This is a genomic window from Xenorhabdus vietnamensis (assembly GCF_002127535.1).
GTDB classification, from domain to species: domain Bacteria; phylum Pseudomonadota; class Gammaproteobacteria; order Enterobacterales; family Enterobacteriaceae; genus Xenorhabdus; species Xenorhabdus vietnamensis.
Genome location: NZ_MUBJ01000002.1, coordinates 184,220 through 200,753 on the forward strand (window position 1 = coordinate 184,220; position 16,534 = coordinate 200,753).

The 16,534-nt window shown below is 40.5% G+C and carries 18 protein-coding genes; 12 read left to right on the forward strand and 6 right to left on the reverse strand.

Features of this window, described 5'->3' with window-relative positions:
- Positions 1-654 precede the first annotated feature (654 nt).
- The 5 genes from wecB to Xvie_RS02975 are packed head-to-tail and all read left to right on the forward strand — an operon-like array spanning position 655 to position 5,501.
- Positions 655-1,845 carry a non-hydrolyzing UDP-N-acetylglucosamine 2-epimerase gene (gene wecB / locus Xvie_RS02955; protein ID WP_086107886.1) on the forward strand — a complete coding sequence of 397 codons (1,191 nt, stop codon included), beginning with the start codon at positions 655-657 and terminating at the stop codon, positions 1,843-1,845.
- A gap of 12 nt (positions 1,846-1,857) precedes the next feature.
- Positions 1,858-2,604 carry a hypothetical protein gene (locus tag Xvie_RS02960; RefSeq protein WP_086107887.1) on the forward strand — a complete coding sequence of 249 codons (747 nt, stop codon included), beginning with the start codon at positions 1,858-1,860 and terminating at the stop codon, positions 2,602-2,604.
- Between the two features lies 1 nt (position 2,605).
- Entirely contained in the window at positions 2,606-3,883 is a 1,278-nt protein-coding gene (locus Xvie_RS02965; protein ID WP_086107888.1) for a hypothetical protein, read from the forward strand.
- Entirely contained in the window at positions 3,873-4,661 is a 789-nt protein-coding gene (locus Xvie_RS02970) for an SDR family NAD(P)-dependent oxidoreductase (protein WP_167376224.1), read from the forward strand. Before Xvie_RS02965 ends, Xvie_RS02970 begins: the two co-directional genes overlap by 11 nt.
- A gap of 54 nt (positions 4,662-4,715) precedes the next feature.
- Positions 4,716-5,501, forward strand: coding sequence for an SDR family NAD(P)-dependent oxidoreductase (locus tag Xvie_RS02975; RefSeq protein WP_086107890.1), 786 nt, complete (start codon positions 4,716-4,718; stop codon positions 5,499-5,501).
- Positions 5,502-5,549: 48 nt separating this feature from the next.
- Here the strand turns inward: Xvie_RS02975 and Xvie_RS02980 are convergent, their stop codons facing one another.
- Positions 5,550-6,458 carry a LysR family transcriptional regulator gene (locus Xvie_RS02980; protein WP_086107891.1) on the reverse strand — a complete coding sequence of 303 codons (909 nt, stop codon included), beginning with the start codon at positions 6,456-6,458 and terminating at the stop codon, positions 5,550-5,552.
- A 124-nt stretch (positions 6,459-6,582) separates the two neighbouring features.
- Between Xvie_RS02980 and Xvie_RS02985 the strand changes: the two genes are divergently transcribed.
- The 3 genes from Xvie_RS02985 to Xvie_RS02995 all read left to right on the forward strand — a co-directional run bounded on the left by Xvie_RS02985 (position 6,583) and on the right by Xvie_RS02995 (position 9,085).
- The gene (locus tag Xvie_RS02985) at positions 6,583-7,776 is read left to right on the forward strand and encodes an MFS transporter (protein ID WP_086107892.1); all 1,194 of its coding nucleotides are present in this window, start codon (positions 6,583-6,585) and stop codon (positions 7,774-7,776) included.
- 431 nt (positions 7,777-8,207) lie between these two features.
- The gene (ubiT, locus tag Xvie_RS02990; protein ID WP_086107893.1) at positions 8,208-8,582 is read left to right on the forward strand and encodes a ubiquinone anaerobic biosynthesis accessory factor UbiT; all 375 of its coding nucleotides are present in this window, start codon (positions 8,208-8,210) and stop codon (positions 8,580-8,582) included.
- Complete coding sequence (locus Xvie_RS02995; protein ID WP_086107894.1) at positions 8,576-9,085, forward strand: GNAT family N-acetyltransferase; 510 nt, start codon at positions 8,576-8,578, stop codon at positions 9,083-9,085. The genes ubiT and Xvie_RS02995 overlap by 7 nt, the downstream gene beginning before the upstream one ends.
- A gap of 25 nt (positions 9,086-9,110) precedes the next feature.
- Here Xvie_RS02995 and Xvie_RS03000 read toward each other — a convergent pair whose 3' ends face one another.
- Positions 9,111-9,428: a GIY-YIG nuclease family protein gene (locus Xvie_RS03000; RefSeq protein WP_422645941.1), complete on the reverse strand. Its 318-nt coding sequence runs from the start codon at positions 9,426-9,428 to the stop codon at positions 9,111-9,113.
- A 292-nt stretch (positions 9,429-9,720) separates the two neighbouring features.
- Here Xvie_RS03000 and bhsA point away from each other — a divergent pair, with 292 nt between their 5' ends.
- Positions 9,721-9,972 carry a multiple stress resistance protein BhsA gene (bhsA, locus tag Xvie_RS03005; RefSeq protein WP_086107895.1) on the forward strand — a complete coding sequence of 84 codons (252 nt, stop codon included), beginning with the start codon at positions 9,721-9,723 and terminating at the stop codon, positions 9,970-9,972.
- A 117-nt stretch (positions 9,973-10,089) separates the two neighbouring features.
- The gene (locus tag Xvie_RS03010; protein WP_086108068.1) at positions 10,090-10,521 is read left to right on the forward strand and encodes a YhbP family protein; all 432 of its coding nucleotides are present in this window, start codon (positions 10,090-10,092) and stop codon (positions 10,519-10,521) included.
- Between the two features lie 46 nt (positions 10,522-10,567).
- Here the strand turns inward: Xvie_RS03010 and nrdG are convergent, their stop codons facing one another.
- The 4 genes from nrdG to pyrI form a co-directional block, all read right to left on the reverse strand.
- Positions 10,568-11,032, reverse strand: a complete 465-nt coding sequence (gene nrdG / locus Xvie_RS03015) for an anaerobic ribonucleoside-triphosphate reductase-activating protein (RefSeq protein ID WP_086108069.1) — start codon at positions 11,030-11,032, stop codon at positions 10,568-10,570.
- Between the two features lie 4 nt (positions 11,033-11,036).
- The gene (gene nrdD / locus Xvie_RS03020) at positions 11,037-13,019 is read right to left on the reverse strand and encodes an anaerobic ribonucleoside-triphosphate reductase (protein WP_341865633.1); all 1,983 of its coding nucleotides are present in this window, start codon (positions 13,017-13,019) and stop codon (positions 11,037-11,039) included.
- Positions 13,020-13,240: 221 nt separating this feature from the next.
- Positions 13,241-13,627, reverse strand: coding sequence for a 2-iminobutanoate/2-iminopropanoate deaminase (gene ridA, locus Xvie_RS03030; RefSeq protein WP_086107896.1), 387 nt, complete (start codon positions 13,625-13,627; stop codon positions 13,241-13,243).
- Positions 13,628-13,775: 148 nt separating this feature from the next.
- Positions 13,776-14,240, reverse strand: coding sequence for an aspartate carbamoyltransferase regulatory subunit (gene pyrI / locus Xvie_RS03035; protein WP_086107897.1), 465 nt, complete (start codon positions 14,238-14,240; stop codon positions 13,776-13,778).
- Positions 14,241-14,704: 464 nt separating this feature from the next.
- On the opposite strand from pyrI, the gene Xvie_RS03040 reads away from it, so the two are divergent.
- Together Xvie_RS03040 and Xvie_RS03045 are read left to right on the forward strand one after the other, a co-directional pair.
- Positions 14,705-15,232: a M15 family metallopeptidase gene (locus Xvie_RS03040; RefSeq protein WP_086107898.1), complete on the forward strand. Its 528-nt coding sequence runs from the start codon at positions 14,705-14,707 to the stop codon at positions 15,230-15,232.
- Between the two features lie 77 nt (positions 15,233-15,309).
- Complete coding sequence (locus tag Xvie_RS03045; RefSeq protein WP_086107899.1) at positions 15,310-16,521, forward strand: DUF819 family protein; 1,212 nt, start codon at positions 15,310-15,312, stop codon at positions 16,519-16,521.
- Positions 16,522-16,534: the final 13 nt, after the last annotated feature.

Here is a 16,534-nt window from a genome sequence, read left to right on the forward strand (position 1 = left end):
CCTGTGGGAGCGGTAGATTGCCATGTTCATTAGCATTAAATTTTATTAAAATTTACAACATTTTTCGAACGGTTATCAGAACGGGAAGTAAAACAGTGGGCGGCTTAATCTTCAAGATCCAGTATATGATGATTAACAATTTTATTGAAATTGTTTTTGATAGTTAAAGTAACTAATATCATAATGTTATTACGGTTTTTTTATTTTTATATCTAGTCTGATTAATTACATTTATGACGAAATCGCATAATAGAAATTCTTTTTTTGCAATCCTAAGAATTCATGTATTAAGGTAATATCATAAATATGTCAAATAGCATTATTATATTACTGATATAGTTGATTAGTTTAATATCTGAACAGTAATAGCTTGATGTCTGGTAGTCTGTACTAATTCATGGCACTGCTATTTATAGCTTGATTTTTTATGTAAAGAATAAGACGAAGTAATATATTATTTTAGAAATTTATTTAAATCATAGATGGTAAATAATAATTATATTGTTTCATTTTATTTCTATGCTATGGTTTTGAGATGAGCAATATAATGAAATGTAAAATTATAAATTATTATTGCGATAAATTTTTCCTAGGTATTTACTTATAAAAATAAGAAATATATTTTTGATTTAGAAAATATAAAGGGGAATTATAATGTTAAAAATTGGATTTGTCATAGGAACAAGACCTGAGGCGATTAAATGTGCTATTCCAATTATAAAAATGCGTCAAGATGAACGCTTTGACCCAATTATTATATCCACTGGACAACATGATGAGATGTTGCACTCTACTCTTTCGGTCTTTGGAATAACAGCAGATATAGATTTGAAAGTTATGCGCGAAAGACAAACAATTTCGGGTGTAACACATAGAATATTAGATGAGTTATCTAAAGTCCCGGTGATACAAGAAATTGATGCAATTGTTGTACACGGAGATACTGCTTCCACTGTTGCGGGAGCTTTGTTTGGTTTTCAAAATAGAATCCCTGTAATTCATATTGAAGCTGGATTACGTAGTGGAAACCTTTATTCTCCTTTTCCTGAAGAGGGTAATCGGCGTCTGGTAGCACAAATAAGTTCATTGCATCTTGCTCCTACTGTAGGTAATTATTTAAATCTTTTGCAAGAGGGAATTCCTGCCAGTTCTATTGCGATCACTGGAAATACAGTGGTAGATGCATTGCATTGGAGTCTCCCTAAGGTAAGAGAATTTAATAATATTGTTCTTGACGATATTGAACGTGATAAGTCGCGTATTATTTTGGCTTCTACACATCGACGTGAAAGCTGGCCTAAGTTGACTCAAATAGCCGAAGCTTTGGCTGATGTCGCATCGTTACCCAATGTACGTGTGGTGGTTCCGCTGCACAAGAACCCCATTATTAGAGATACTTTGCTCCCCTTATTACAGAAACACCCTAATGTAACATTATTGGAACCTTTGCCCTATCTGGGTTTTGTTCGGTTGATGTTGCGTGCAGATGTGATTCTTTCCGACAGTAGCGGTGCAGAAGAAGAAGGCCCTGCTTTAGGTAAGCCTACGCTGATACTTCGTGAAATTACAGAGCGTCCGGAAGCGATTTTCTCAAATTCTGCAAAATTAGTTGGTAATGAGCGAATTGAAATCGTTAATGCTGTGCAAGAAGTGCTTTCGAATAAAGAGGTGTATGATCGTTTTGTTGCTGGTGGCTGTCCATATGGTGATGGAGAATCGACACATAGAATTCTTGATGCTATTGACCAATTTTTTAATAAAAAATGGTTATGCAATAAGGAAAAAAATATGTTGAAACAACCTTCTTTGACAAAGATATCTCCTTTATTATCAAATATTAAATGATGGATAAGTAAAATGAAAATAACAGGTGCTCACCATCAAAGATTATTAACATTTTCAAATGATTTATTACCATCCATAGTTGTTTTTGATGAAGGTAATTTATCTCTTGATGGTTCTGCTATTGTTGTTAATTTAGGAACTAAGACTGCTTTAATTGATGGGTTCGAAAAAGATAATATCCAACCAATGACATCAACAAAATTACGTAATGTTAATCTATTTGGTAGCGATTTATTATTATTTTTTGATACGGATAAATTAGTTTCAGCAGAAGAGCTATGTAAAAAATCACAGTGGTCTAAATTTTTTAAAAAGATGGAAAAAAATAATGATGGAAGTAATTGCGATATAAATTTATGGCGTTCTCCACAAGATCTTACATCTGAAATAAATATTGATTTTTTACCTTCCTATCTTTCAAATAAATCGAAATTAGATAAAGTCGAACATAAATCACGATTTTTTGTTAAGACCAATCTTTGGTTCGCATCCGCTGGAACACATTGCCAAATACATCGTGAACATCCTTTTATTGAAATTCATACACAAATCTTTGGTCTTGGACATATGCAGAAATTCAGAGGCAAAGACTTTAATACACTGTATGAAGATATTGGAATGTATCCTGGATTTACAACAACTCGCCCGTTTTGCTCTGCTTTGAGCTTAACAGAATTCGAATATCCGTGGCATCAATATTATGCAGAAACTGATTGTATTTGGCTGGCAGTAGAATATCACCCAATTATTGGAGAATAATATGACTAATGCCGATTCTAAATTACCAATTCCTATTTTTGAACAAATCCTTGTAGCTGATCAATTACGAGATGGATATTGGCTTGAAGCACCAGATATAAATAAAGATGGTTTATATGATCTTTTTGGATATGGCCTCTCTCTGGGGGAAATATATTGGTATCGTAACCCTGATTGGAAGAAGCACCTTGTCGTCGATAATATCAGAATGCCTGTCGGTGGGGATTATGCTGATGTATCTGGCAATGGTTATCCGGACATCATAGTCTGTTATGACTTGTATGGTCCTAAAGGTACGCTTTACGATGCCAATCCCACTGGGGGCAAAATAGATTGGATTGAAAATCCTGGGCCTGAATTTACCGAATCTGGACGTTGGGAACGTCACTATGTTGGCCGTACAACAGGAATGCATCGCTTACGGGCAGGTTTTTTTACTCAAACTGATCGTCTTGAGATTTTAGGGCTTCCTATCGTTCCTCATGGGAACATCCATTCATTACTTCCCGTGGTTTTATTCACAAAACCTGATGATGTCAAAACAGCTGATGAATGGCCAATGGAGGTGATTGATAACACATTTTTCCGTTTGATTCATGGTGCAGAGAAAAAACGTGGGCTGATTCCTGGATCAGATCGTGATTCATTATTACTGGCGTCGGATGAAGGTGTTACATGGCTCTATTACGATGACCAAAAAGCTCAATGGATCAAAGTCTTGATTGGTGTAGGAGAACTGACTCAATTTGAGAGTACAGGGTTTCGTGGTAGCGGTGATCTTGATGTAGGTCAGGTAGGTGGAGATTCTTTCGCTTATGTAGCGGCAGTTGAGCCATTCCACGGTAATACTGTGGCTGTCTATGTGAAAGATAAACTTGGCTCTCCTGTTGAAGTGGCGACTTGGAATCGTTTCATATTGGATGTTTTTGGTGATCCCAATGAAAATGGAGAAGGCCCTGGACATCAAGTTCTTTGTGCAGATTTTGATGGTGATGGCGATGATGAGTTTCTTGTTGCCTTAAGAGGCCCATGGCCTTGGCAAGGTGTTTTTTACTACAAAGCTATTGACCTATCGAGAGGTATTTTCACTCGTTGGCGTGTTTCCAATGAATCAGTTGCCCGCATAGCGGTGGCGGATTTCAACCAAAATGGAAAACTCGACTTTGCAACTATTGCTTATTCAGTGCCGAATTACTTTGTCGCAAAACAAGCACGAATTGTTGTACATCTTAATCAAATCAAACGGGATGTTACTGCTGGGGATGCTCATGAAGCGTAGTTTAGTTGGTGAAATAGTCATAATCACTGGGGCAGGCTCAGGTATTGGGCTTGCTGCTACCACTGAATTTTTAAAAGAGGGGGCATATGTTATAGGAGGAGATATTAACCCGGAGCAACTTTATGAGTTGCAGGGAGGGGAATATCTATTTCCTTATCAGCTTGATGTCAGAAACCCTTCAGATATTGATGGGTTTATCAATACAGTCATCAGTAAATTTGGAAGGATAGATATCCTGATTAATAATGCTGCATTAGTAAAACCAAGGAAGAGTTTTCTTGATGTGACCGATGATGATTGGCATTCTACATTCGAAATCAACCTACTTGGTTACATTCGGATGGCTCGGAGTGTACTACCTTATATGCGTAACCAGAAAAAGGGTATTTTACTCCACATAGCTTCTGAAGCAGCATTAATGCCAAATCTGAATCTTCCTGATTACAGTATTTTGAAATCTTCAATTCTAACGCTATCTAAAGTGATATCACGGGAGTTTGGCAAATATGGAATTCGTTCCAATGTTATCTCTCCTGCTTTTATTCATACTTCTATTTACGATAAACCTGAAGGGTTGATAACTCAGCTTGAACAAAAATATGAGACTGGGCGTGAAGAGGCATTACAACGTTATATCGAAGAAGTTGATATTGCTGTTGGTCGGTTAGGACAGCCTGAAGAAGTGGCAGTTTTACTCTCATTTCTGGCCTCAGAATCCGCTGCATTTATCACTGGCGCAAATTATTTAGTAGATGGCGGAGTGACTCCTTTTATCTAATTAAAGAAATAGCTTAAGACTCAGCATATCTAGTGAAGATGAACAGAGGTTTATATGAATATAAATTTAGAAGGGAAAATTGCATTAGTCACGGGGTCGACAGCAGGAATTGGGTTGGCTATTGCGCACAGCTTACATGAGGCTGGTGCCTCCGTCATTTTGAATGGAAGAAGTGAAGAGCGGTTAATACAAGCCATTAATAAATTTAAGGATACTGGCCGCGTTTTTACTGTAGCTGCTGATGTTGGAACCAGAGAAGGATGCGAATTAATTAATAAGAAATTTCCGGCCATTGATATCCTTATTAATAATGCTGGAATTTTTTCTCCTAAGTCAATTTTTGAAATTAGCGATGATGAATGGCTTAACTATTTTAATATTAATGTCCTAAGTGGGATTCGGTTGGCACGTTCATATATCCCACTAATGATAGGGAAAAGATGGGGGCGTGTGGTATTTATTTCCAGTGAGTCAGCCTTACAGATCCCGGTAGAAATGCCACATTATGGCCTGACTAAGACAGCCCAAGTCGCAGCAGCAAGAGGGTTTGCGCAAGCGGCTACTGGAACGGGAGTCACCGTCAATAGTGTTCTACCTGGGCCAACAGAGAGTGAAGGAGTTGAACGATTTGTCAGAGAGCTTATCACGGATCCTACACTCTCAATTGAGGAAGCGGGAAAACGCTTTATTGAGACAGCACGCCCCGCATCGTTGCTGGGACGGTTGGCAACGGCTGAAGAAGTTGCTAATGCTGTTCTCTTTTTAACCTCGCCATTCGCTTCTGCAATAACTGGCACTGCGTTACGTGTTGATGGTGGAGTCATTCAAAGTATTTTGTAAGACGACAGGAACAGGTCGGGATGATGATAATTTTACTGACTTGTTCGGTTACTTATCCCAGGGGGGAATTCTCCACTCTTCGGTGAGGAACTCAATAAAACTTTTGATACGTTGTGGAGTCGGCCGTTTCCCAGCCCTCACTATATTAATTGGAGAGGTCTCTTCTTGCCATTCCGGCAAGATCTGGATGAGTTTGTTTGAGCGAATTAAACCTGCTACATCCCAGGTTTCTCGAAGTGCTATACCTAGACCTGCTACACACCATGTTCGCAAGACATCACCATTATTGGCGATTAAATCACTTGAGAGTGAAATGGCTTTAATGTTTTTTTTGTTGTGAAGTGACCATATCGTACTTTTATTTCCAGAGGCGGAAAAAATCAGGCAATTATGGTTAACTAGCTCTTCTGGATACTGAGGTTCACCATGTAGTTTGAGGTAATTAGGTGACGCCACTAAAATTCGTTTGTTCTCTGCTAATCGTCTGGCAATTAAACGTGAATCAGTTAAATTTGCCACTCTGATAGCTAAATCCATCTCTGCCTTATAAAGATCAACAACTTTGTCTGTCAAATGTAAGATGAATCCTACCGATGGGTATTTTTTTCTGAACTCTGCAATTGCTTCTGTGACATAGGTCCGCCCAAGCGGTACTGGCGCAGTAAGTCTGATCAAACCCGTGAGAGATTCATTTCCATCCTTGGCAATTTCAGCCGCTTCTTCCACCAGTGTTAATGCAGCCCTCACTTTTTCAGCGATTAGTTTGCCTTCGGGTGTAATGCGTAATGAGCGAGTGCTTCGTACAAATAGAACTATCCCAAGATTTTTCTCTAGGCGTGCAATTTGCTTACTGACAGTTGTAGGAGATAAACCTAAAGCCCGAGCAGCCGCGGTGAAACTGCCTGTATCGATGATTCTGATAAATACACTTAAGTCTTCAAGGTTACGCAGTACCATTGATGACACCCTATCATAAGTTTTTATCCATTATGGATATTTATTGCACTAAATGGAAGCATGATACTTATTACTCATTTCGAATTCAGATTGATGCATTTTTAGCGTATAAGGAGAGCCTTCAATGCCATTCGTGATATATATATTCTCGCTTTGTGCATTTGCGATAGGGTTTACAGAGTTCATCACTATTGGACTGATATCTGTGATGTCAGTAGATCTTGGTGTAGATGTAACCAGTATTGGGTTAACAGTGACAGCCTATGCGTTAGGTGTTGTGATTGGGGCACCCATTTTGACGGCACTGGCATCTAATTGGTCGAGAAAACGATTACTTCTTACTGCAATGTTGGCATTTACTCTTGGAAATCTAATAGCAGCCGCATCAGCAAACTTGGTGATTCTTTTAGGGGCTCGTTTATTATCTGGTCTGGCACATGGCGTTTTTTTTGCTGTGGCTTCTGGTGTTGCGACTCGACTTGTTCCATCTGAACGTGCCGGAACTGCCCTTGCTTGGGTATTCGGTGGTGTCACTATTGCCATGTCCTTAGGCGTTCCTGCGGGAACTTGGCTGGGTAGTATACTAAATTGGCATGTCATATTTTTAATTATCGCTGTTTGTGGATTGGTTGGAACGATTGGTATTGGATTCAAAATGCCAAAAGATGCCGGAGAGCAGGCTATAAAGGTATCTGCTAGCTGGCGCCATCTTATTATCCTTTTTGATCGACGTTTGCTGGCAGGTGCAAGCGTTCCGATGTTCTCCTATACCGCTTCATTTGCTCTGTACACATTTATTACCCCTATATTATTGACGATTACAGGAGTAAGTGTTGAAACGGCCAGTGGAGTATTGCTTGCTTATGGTATTGGAGCCGCTGTTGGTACGGTTTGGGGTGGTCGATTGACAGATCGACAAGGAATGGATCTTGCCTCACTTGTTCTTCTTGTCGGCATTGCAGTTGTGCTTGCCGCGATGAGTTTCAGTCTTACCAATTCTACACTGATGATTGGTTTGACGGCTTTACTAGGGTTGGCAACTTATGGGGCAATTCCACCGTTGCAATCAAGGATACTCATGCTAGCGGAGCGGCACACACCATATGCAATGGATATAGCTTCTGGCATGAATATCGCGGCTTTTAATGCTGGGGTTGTTCTGGGTTCAGTGATTGGTGGTACTACAGTACGAGGATGGGGATTAGAAACACTGGCATGGGTAGGTGCGGGGATTGGTGTACTGGCTATTGTATCCCTTGTGTGGCAAATGGTTATTCCGTCCATGCGTGAGCAACGTTCAACCTCTAACTCACCATAGTTATCCTGTTGATCACTGTACTACAGGATTGGTTTCAATTGAGGTGCAGAAAAAACGCCTACTTTATGAAATTATAAGATTTTCTGTTACAGGAAAAAGCTGCCGCTTTGGAAGTTATCGTTGCTTCCAAAGCGGCAGCTTGCGTGGTTTGGCGGCCTTAGAAAACATGTTCGGAAGTTTCCATCTATGCCTTATCAATAACGAATTAGTCTGGAGTAGTTTTCGTACAAATGCCACAAGGAGATTTTACGGTCATATATAGCTTCCGCTACGATGGTTGTGGATAAGCTCCGCAAAAATGGCTCCTGCCGATTTTGTCCTGTAGACGTTTTATGATAAGGGATTTATTATCGAACCTTGATGTAGGATCGGGAAATGCAGCGGGCTTTTGGCAGAATATGCGTCACTTTGCACGAGAAGGAGTCTGAGTTGTGCTAGATAAAATCCACTCCCATTTGATCAATCGAGGGTCTGCGTTACTACGTTTTCCATTGCAAGCAACTCCTTTTGTCTTACAGTGTCAGGTACTGGAACAGTTTCTTGGTTGGCAATTTCGAGAGGCATTCAACGATTTCATCCTTATTGCTGCTTGCAAGGAAGATCCTGACACATTGCTTTTTCAGCGTCGTTTGTGGATTGAAAGGAATACAGAATTAGGACTACATGTAAAAAATCTTATGGATTCCATTGAACTGGAATCTATGCCATCCATTCTTCGCTTTGGTTTATTGCGTCTGGCTGAATTTATCAAAGCGGGACAGAAAGAGGGCGCAGATCAGAACGATCGCGCGTTATCGTCATGTTAATCAGGGTCGAAATTCCTGTCGATGCTATGGGGATTGATCGTTTGCTGCGCCAATCTTTTGAAACATCGGCAGAAGCTGAGTTAATTCATCAACTAAGAGAAGATGGTCTGTTGACACTGGGTATTGTTGCAACCGACGATGAAGGCCATGTGATTGGCTATGCCGGTTTTGCGCCTGTTGATATTAATGGTGAAGATCACCAATGGGTTGGCTTGGCGCCATTAGCAGTGGCAGAACAACACCATTGTCATGGGCTTGGTGAAAAATTGATTTATGAAGGGCTGGATAGTCTGAATGAGTTTGGCTATGGAGCGGTTGTGGTGCTTGGGGATTCTGAATACTACCAACGTTTGGGCTTTAAACTTGCCAGTGAATATCAATTGTATTGCCAGTGGCCTGATTGCGAAGATTACTTCCTGATCCACACTTTGGCTGATATTTCACAGGGGGATTGCCATGGGCTGGTCACTTATCCTGCCCATTTTGATAACCTATGGTCGTGACTGCTTCTTTTGAAGGATTCGCTGGTTAAGTGAAAAACTTCTCAAATGAACCAATATGTATTAAATAAGTCGTTATACAGAGAGGCTGGTCAATAACTAGCCTTTCTTTTTGTTGTTTACTCAGTCTTTTCACGCGATATTCCACTTTTAATGCCATTCCCTGATTCCTGACCGGACTTTGGTAAACCAACGTCAGGGGGCCTTTTCCTCTCAGGAATTTTGCTCCTTTTCCAGCCGCATGTTGCATAAATCGACGGGATATATTTGTGGTAATGCCGGTATATAGAAGCCCGCCCCGTGTTCTGATCAGGTAGATATACCAGTTAGATATTTTAATATTCATTATTTATTTTTAATAATTTCGACAATTTAATTTCTATAGAAAATTAATTCGTGCTTCAATTATAAGCGTAATTATAAGTGTACTTCTAAGCTGAAGTCTTGATATTTTTTATGTAACCGAATGAATTAATTTAAATTGTATGCCGTTTGTCAAATAGTGGTAGTGATTTTTGTTCAAAAAAATTGAAAAATCATAGCAATAATTGCTAATTCTCTTATCCTGAACAGGAGTATAACATGTTCGCAAATACGAGGTATTCATCTTATCTTTAAAATAAGCAGAGCAGAAAAATATGAAAAATGTAAAAAATATTGTCGCTGTTTTAGCATTATGTGCGGTTTCATTTGGTTCTTTTGCGGCTACTGAAGTTCAAGTCGCTAAGGGCGATAAAATTGGTGTTGTTTCAGTAACCGGTGCAGCTACACTAGATAACTTGACCGAAGAGTTATCCAAAAAAGCTGACAAAGCTGGTGCAGTGTATTTCCGTGTTATCTCTGCTTCTGGTCAGAATCAACTCAACGGAGTTGCCGAACTTTATAAATAACCTATAGTATTTCTATACAAACCTCTTGGTTTATTTAGTCGAATACAGAACATGTATCTGGATAGGGTGCCAGTCATGTTCTGTTATGATTTGGATAAGATAACGGCATGGAAATATATGGTTTTAAATAAAGAAATTTTAATAATTCGTCAATATCTTGCTAAACAACATGTCTTCACTCTTTGTACTTCTTCTACCCAAGATCTATGGTGTGCCAGTTGTTTTTATGTCTTTGACGCAGATAGCATGGCACTCTGGTTTATGACCGAATCAGATACCGGCCACGGTCAGATGATGCAAAACAATCCTATCGTTGCAGGTACTATTGCCGGCCAAACACGCAACATTGCCCAAATCAAAGGTATTCAATTCAGTGGGGAAGTTATTCCATTGACAGGTGAAGCCGAAACCATTGCCAGAACGCGTTATTGCCGTCGTTTTCCTATCGCCCTTAAAGCCAAGTCTCCAATCTGGCAGCTCAATATAAATAAAATCAAAATGGTGAATAACACCCTCGGTTTTGGCAAGAAACTGTATTGGCAGCGTTAATGCCGCTGCCTGCTCACTAAGTGCATTTTCTAACTTAAATTATTCTCTATCTTAAATAATGGATGATCTGATTATGACTGCCTCGCCAGTTTAATGAGGGATCATACAGCGCTTGTTCAAATCTCCCATCAACTGCAACATGAACATAACTGATAACTTCTTGTTGAATTTCACTTAATTCATTGAGGATATAGCCTGTCCATAGCCAGATATCCTTATCTGGACATTCTTCTCGTACACGTTTAACCAGCTGCAACACGCTGGGAACATTATAGGGATGTAGAGGATCGCCGCCAGATAATGACAAACCTTGTCGTTTGATACGGCTATCTTTCAGGTCAGTGATGATCTGATCTTCAATTTCTTGCGTAAAAAGCTGGCCCGAATTGACTCGCCACGTGCTTTGGTTGTAGCAGCCATGGCATTGGTGCAAGCAACCTGACACGAACAGCGTGCAACGGGTTCCGGGGCCATTCACCACATCAACCGGATAGTATTGATGATAATTCATAGCATTAACCGACTTGCCCATTGTCGAGATGTTTTACACGGCGTTTTACTTCTTCCTGCTTACCTGCGTTGAATGGGCGGGCATCCGGGCTACCGAGGTAACCACAAACACGGCGAATAACTGAGACATAGGCTGGATTATGATTGCCGCATCGGGGGCAAATGAAACCTTTACTGGTACAGGCAAACTCTCCGGTAAAACCGCATTGGTAGCACTCATCAATCGGGGTATTGGTGCCATAGTAAGGCACACGTGAGTAGCTGTAATCCCAGACATCTTCCAGTGCTTTCAAATTATGTTGCAGATTGGGATACTCGCCGTAGCAAATAAAGCCGCCGTTTGCCAGAGGCGGATAAGGGGCTTCAAAGTCCAGCTTATCGTAGGGATTGACCTTTTTCTCCACATCTAGATGGAAGCTGTTGGTGTAATAGTCTTTATCGGTAACACCTAGAATCATCCCAAATTCAGCAGTATCCAAACGGCAGAAGCGATCGCATAAATTCTCGCTTGGCGTGCTGTACAGACTAAACCCATAGCCCGTCTCCAGCTTCCATTGATCGACGGCCTTACGTAAGTGTTTAACAATGGAAATGGCTTTTTGTTGGCGCTGCTGATCATCAAAGAGATGAATGTGATTACCATATAACGCGTTTATCGTTTCATGGAGACCAATATAGCCCAACGAGATAGAAGCCCGGCCATGTTTGAAAATATCGGCAATATTGTCATCGGCTTTCAGACGTACACCACAAGCACCTTCCATATAGAGGATCGGAGCAACGCGAGCTTTAGTATTTTCGAGGCGAGAAATTCGGGTCATCAGCGCTTTTTTTGCGAGCAACAAGCGCTGATCCAAAAGTTGCCAAAAATCCGCTTCATTGCCTTTGGTTTCAAGCACAATGCGGGGAAGGTTGAGGCTGATAACGCCCAAATTATTGCGCCCTTCGTGAATTTGCTGACCGTCTTCCTCATAAACGCCGAGAAAACTACGGCAGCCCATTGGCGTTTTGAATGATCCTGTCACCTTGATCACTTGATCATAATTGAGAATATCGGGATACATGCGTTTGCTGGCGCACTCCAGTGCCAATAATTTAATGTCATAATGAGGATCGCCAAACCGATGATTCAATCCATCGCGAATGGCAAAAACCAGTTTAGGGAAAACGGCAGTTTTGCGATTTTTTCCCAAACCAGCAATGCGATTGCGCAGAATCGAGATTTGAATCAGACGGGATTCTTTAGTTGTTCCTAGCCCGAAACCGAAAGTGACAAACGGCGTTTGCCCGTTGGCGGTATGCAGCGTATTGACTTCATATTCCAGAGACTGGAAGGCGTCATAACACTCTTTTTCTGTACGAGCTTCTGCATAGGCTACCTGATCTGCAATATTCCACTCTTTGGCAATGGCCAGATGCTTGTCATAACTGGCTTTAACAAAAGGAGCGAGGACTTCATCAATGCGATTAATGGTTGTGCCACCATAAATGTGGCTGGCAACTTGCGCGATTATCTGAGCGGTGACCGCAGTGGCAGTGGAAATGGATTTGGGTGGTTCAATTTCCGCATTGCCCATTTTAAAGCCGTTGGTCAGCATACCCTGTAAATCGATCAGCATACAATTGAACATAGGAAAAAACGGAGCGTAATCCAGATCATGATAGTGAATTTCGCCTTTGTCATGTGCCTGCACTACATCATGCGGTAGCATATACCGCTTGGCATATCGTCGGGCGACAATCCCCGCCAATAAATCCCGCTGAGTTGGGATGACCTTACTGTCTTTATTGGCGTTTTCATTGAGCAAAGATAAATTACGTTGCTCGATCAGGTCACGGATTTCTTGATCCAATTGATCATGCCATTCATGGAAAGCCTGTTCACAGGTATTGTCTCTACTAGCATCAACTTGGCGGTCATCCGGCAGCGTCACAACCATTTTCACAACATGGCTCCTCAATATGGTATCCACAGGCAAAAATGACATGAATGCTCGCTTTTTTGGGATGTGGATAACTTTGTGTATTAATACTATATGTAGTGCATTGCTTTAATTAAAGCACAAGATATAGATTATTTAAGCCAATATACAACCTGAAAAGTTGATCTGAGACAAAGAAAGAGAAGGTTATCGGGAAATAAAATAGGCAAATAAAGCGGGGATAACAACCCTGATACTGGAGTTATCAGGGCTGAGAGAACGACAAATCAGCTACGAACGGCGATTGCTTCGATTTCGATTTTCACGTCTTTTGGCAGACGGGCAACTTCAACACATGAACGGGCAGGGAATGGCGCATTGTGTTCAGCGAAGAATGCTTCATAAGTTGCGTTCACGGCAGCAAAGTCATTCAGATCTTTAACGAATACCGTGGTTTTTACGATATCAGCCACTTTCAAGCCAGATTGTTCAATGATAGCTTTAACGTTTTCCAAAGATTGGCGGGCTTGGGCAGTCACCTCTTCAGGGATAGCTCCGGTTTTTGGATCAACAGGGATCTGACCGGAAGTGATAACCATGCTGCCCAGATCAACACCCTGAACATAAGGCCCGATTGCTGCTGGTGCATTTTCGGTATGGATAGAACGTGACATTAGAAACTCCTGTTTGACGTCTAAATGGAAAAATTTCCTGGATCGCCATTATAGTGATCCTCTGTCCCGCATCAATTGATACAGGACATTCTTATAAATTGTTTGGGCTTATAAATTGTTTGGAATTATAGATTGTTTGAATAGGGGATTAATCGTTATCAATGACGGCCTGACGATCAAACTCTTTCTCACAGTACTTACAACGCAACACCACATCATCTTTTACTGACATGATATGAAAGCTGCTGTTGACGGGTTCATTATGACTGATGCAATTACTGTTAGGGCAGACAAGGATACTGTCGATCTGGTCTGGCAGATTGATTGGCATCTTTTTGACTACAATGTAATTTTCGATGTTATTGATTGTAGCGTGTGGCGCATACATGGCGAGCTGGTTTGCCTGTTGCTCTGTCAGAAAGGTGTTTTCAATCTTAATCAGATCTTTTTTACCCAGATGATTGGAAGGCAGATTCAGGCCAATGGTAACGCGCTGGTCTGTTTCGGTGAGTTTGAACAGCGACAATAGCTTAAAGCCGACATGAGCCGGAATGTGATCGATAACTGTGCCACATTTGATGGCTTCTACTTGTAGTTGATGGTCTTGTGTCATGTTGTGTCATGAATACCCTTTCGGTATTCCTCCTCCAGATATTAGGGGATCAAGGAAATCGGTTTATTTTGTCACAGACGATTTGGCATTTCACCTGATTAACTTTTTAATTTTAAAGACGATTTAATTTAAAAAACGATTTAATTCAGTAATAAAAAATAAATAAAATTTGATGCTTTCCACTTGTGTTGCTAACCTGTAAATACATTGTTATTTAAATAATTCAGTTCCAATATTACAGCGTAAGGTCTAACATGTTGCTTTCTATTTCTTCTGAAAATATAGATCTGAAAAAAAATTCTGCGGAAAAGATCCCAGTAACAACAGGTTTTGATTGAAAAATAATTAATAGAATTCCCATTTATGAATGTGGTGAGTCTTTAGAAAAAATTACTTATTCAGATAAATTAAAACAGACATCAGTTTATTATATTGCGGGAATAAAAGGTGCCATTGAATATTGCATGGTGAGGAAAAGTGTGGCTGAGAAATTAGTGATGGCATCGCAATTACTTCCTTCCCATTTAGGGATTTTAGTATTGGATGGTTGGCGCTCACGGGAAACCCAACAGGCATTGCAAGATAAAACACAGGCAAAAATAGCGGCTCAATATACTGAATTATCCACTGAAGAACAGCAGAGACTATTGCAGCAATTTGTAGCTCCAGCGTCTGTAGAGAAAAATCAAGTCAGCCCCCATCTAACGGGAGGATCCGTGGATGTTACTCTCTTCAATATGGAATCTGGTCATGTACTGTTTTTGGGAACAGAGTTTGACGAGGTGAGTGAACTTTCTTACACCGCAGCATTAGAAAAAGCGCCAGAAAACAATATGCCTGCCACGTTATATCGCCGATTACTGTATCAAGCCATGACACAAGTGGGGTTCACCAACTTACCGACTGAATGGTGGCATTATGATTACGGTAACTCCATGTGGGCATTTTATAAAAACCGTCCTGCTATTTATGGTGCAATAAATGAAATTTAATTTTTAATAAATAAATAATTTAATGGGGCAGTGTGTAAACATTTTATTTTTTATTTGGATAAATATCAGGATAAATAATGAAAAACACATTAATTAGTGATGATAACTCATTAATGCTCTGGGCTTTTATTATGATTGCTGTTGCTGCTGCCATAATGTCTGAGCAGCGTTTCAAATGGGCATCTAAAATACCGGGAGCTGTGATTGCATTGGTAATTGCTGTCTTTGCTTCCAATGTAAATATTATTCCTACCGAAGCGTCGGTTTACGATGCTGTTTGGGAGTATATCTTGCCATTGGCAATCCCCCTATTATTATTCAAAACGAACTTGCACAGCATTCTTAAAGAAAGTGGACGGTTACTAATTATTTTCCTGATTTCTTCCGTTGCTACCATGATTGGTGCAATCGTTTCTTTCTGGCTTTTCAGAGCTTACATACCCGAATTAGATAAGATCAGTGGCATGATATCCGCTTCTTACACAGGAGGAGGTGTTAACTTTGCGGCAATGGCTGCCAAGCTGGAGACTTCCCAAAGCATGGTGGCATCGACCATTGTTGCTGATCATTTTATGATGGCAGCCTATTTTATTATCCTGATGGTCTTATCCGGTTGGGGAGTAGCGAGAAAATTCTGGGGCAGTCCCTATACTGACATGGTTGAAAATATACCTGATTTGGATAAATCCCAGACGTTAGCAGCCACTTATTGGAAACCGAAAAATATAGCCTTGAAAGACATTGCCTTATCGCTGGCATGGTCGATTTTTATCGTCGCGCTGTCATTTCATCTTTCATCGTGGTTAAAAAGTCTGCTTGGACAACCAAATAATATTTACCAAGAGCTGATTTTCAGCCTGATTTCCGACAAATATCTGCTGCTTACTACTGTCACTTTTATTATCGTCTCGATATTTAGAAAGACATTCAGCAAACTGAACAGTACTCAGGAATTGGGTACTTATGCCATCTATATGTTCTTTGTGGTGATTGGCATACCCGCTTCCATTCAAGCCATCATCAATCATGCGCCACTACTATTTGCGTTCGTTTTTGTGATTGCCATGATCAACTTGATCCTGACTTTTGCTGTGGGCAAAGTGTTTAAATTCAGCCTTGAAGAAAGCATTCTGGCGTGCAATGCCAATATCGGCGGGCCAACTACTGCCGCTGCAATGGCAATCAGCCGTGGTTGGATCAATCTGGTCGGCCCGATAATGGTGATTGGTACGGTCGGTTACGTGATTGGCAACTATGTGGGGACGTTTGTTTATTTCGTCGTGGGATGAAATAGAAGAATGA

Excerpts from the sequence above, each read along its gene's own strand:
- Xvie_RS03000 (WP_422645941.1), bottom strand. The coding sequence starts at position 9,428 with ATGAATATTAAAATATCTAACTGGTATATCTACCTGATCAGAACACGG.
- Xvie_RS03045 (WP_086107899.1), top strand. The coding sequence starts at position 15,310 with ATGAAAAACACATTAATTAGTGATGATAACTCATTAATGCTCTGGGCT.
- Xvie_RS02980 (WP_086107891.1), bottom strand. The coding sequence starts at position 6,458 with ATGGTACTGCGTAACCTTGAAGACTTAAGTGTATTTATCAGAATCATC.
- nrdD (WP_341865633.1), bottom strand. The coding sequence starts at position 13,019 with ATGTCATTTTTGCCTGTGGATACCATATTGAGGAGCCATGTTGTGAAA.
- Xvie_RS02995 (WP_086107894.1), top strand. The coding sequence starts at position 8,576 with ATGTTAATCAGGGTCGAAATTCCTGTCGATGCTATGGGGATTGATCGT.
- Xvie_RS02975 (WP_086107890.1), top strand. The coding sequence starts at position 4,716 with ATGAATATAAATTTAGAAGGGAAAATTGCATTAGTCACGGGGTCGACA.
- Xvie_RS02960 (WP_086107887.1), top strand. The coding sequence starts at position 1,858 with ATGAAAATAACAGGTGCTCACCATCAAAGATTATTAACATTTTCAAAT.
- ridA (WP_086107896.1), bottom strand. The coding sequence starts at position 13,627 with ATGTCACGTTCTATCCATACCGAAAATGCACCAGCAGCAATCGGGCCT.
- bhsA (WP_086107895.1), top strand. The coding sequence starts at position 9,721 with ATGAAAAATGTAAAAAATATTGTCGCTGTTTTAGCATTATGTGCGGTT.
- Xvie_RS02985 (WP_086107892.1), top strand. The coding sequence starts at position 6,583 with ATGCCATTCGTGATATATATATTCTCGCTTTGTGCATTTGCGATAGGG.
- Xvie_RS03040 (WP_086107898.1), top strand. The coding sequence starts at position 14,705 with ATGGTGAGGAAAAGTGTGGCTGAGAAATTAGTGATGGCATCGCAATTA.
- Xvie_RS02965 (WP_086107888.1), top strand. The coding sequence starts at position 2,606 with ATGACTAATGCCGATTCTAAATTACCAATTCCTATTTTTGAACAAATC.
- wecB (WP_086107886.1), top strand. The coding sequence starts at position 655 with ATGTTAAAAATTGGATTTGTCATAGGAACAAGACCTGAGGCGATTAAA.
- nrdG (WP_086108069.1), bottom strand. The coding sequence starts at position 11,032 with ATGAATTATCATCAATACTATCCGGTTGATGTGGTGAATGGCCCCGGA.
- Xvie_RS02970 (WP_167376224.1), top strand. The coding sequence starts at position 3,873 with ATGAAGCGTAGTTTAGTTGGTGAAATAGTCATAATCACTGGGGCAGGC.
- pyrI (WP_086107897.1), bottom strand. The coding sequence starts at position 14,240 with ATGACACAAGACCATCAACTACAAGTAGAAGCCATCAAATGTGGCACA.
- Xvie_RS03010 (WP_086108068.1), top strand. The coding sequence starts at position 10,090 with ATGGTTTTAAATAAAGAAATTTTAATAATTCGTCAATATCTTGCTAAA.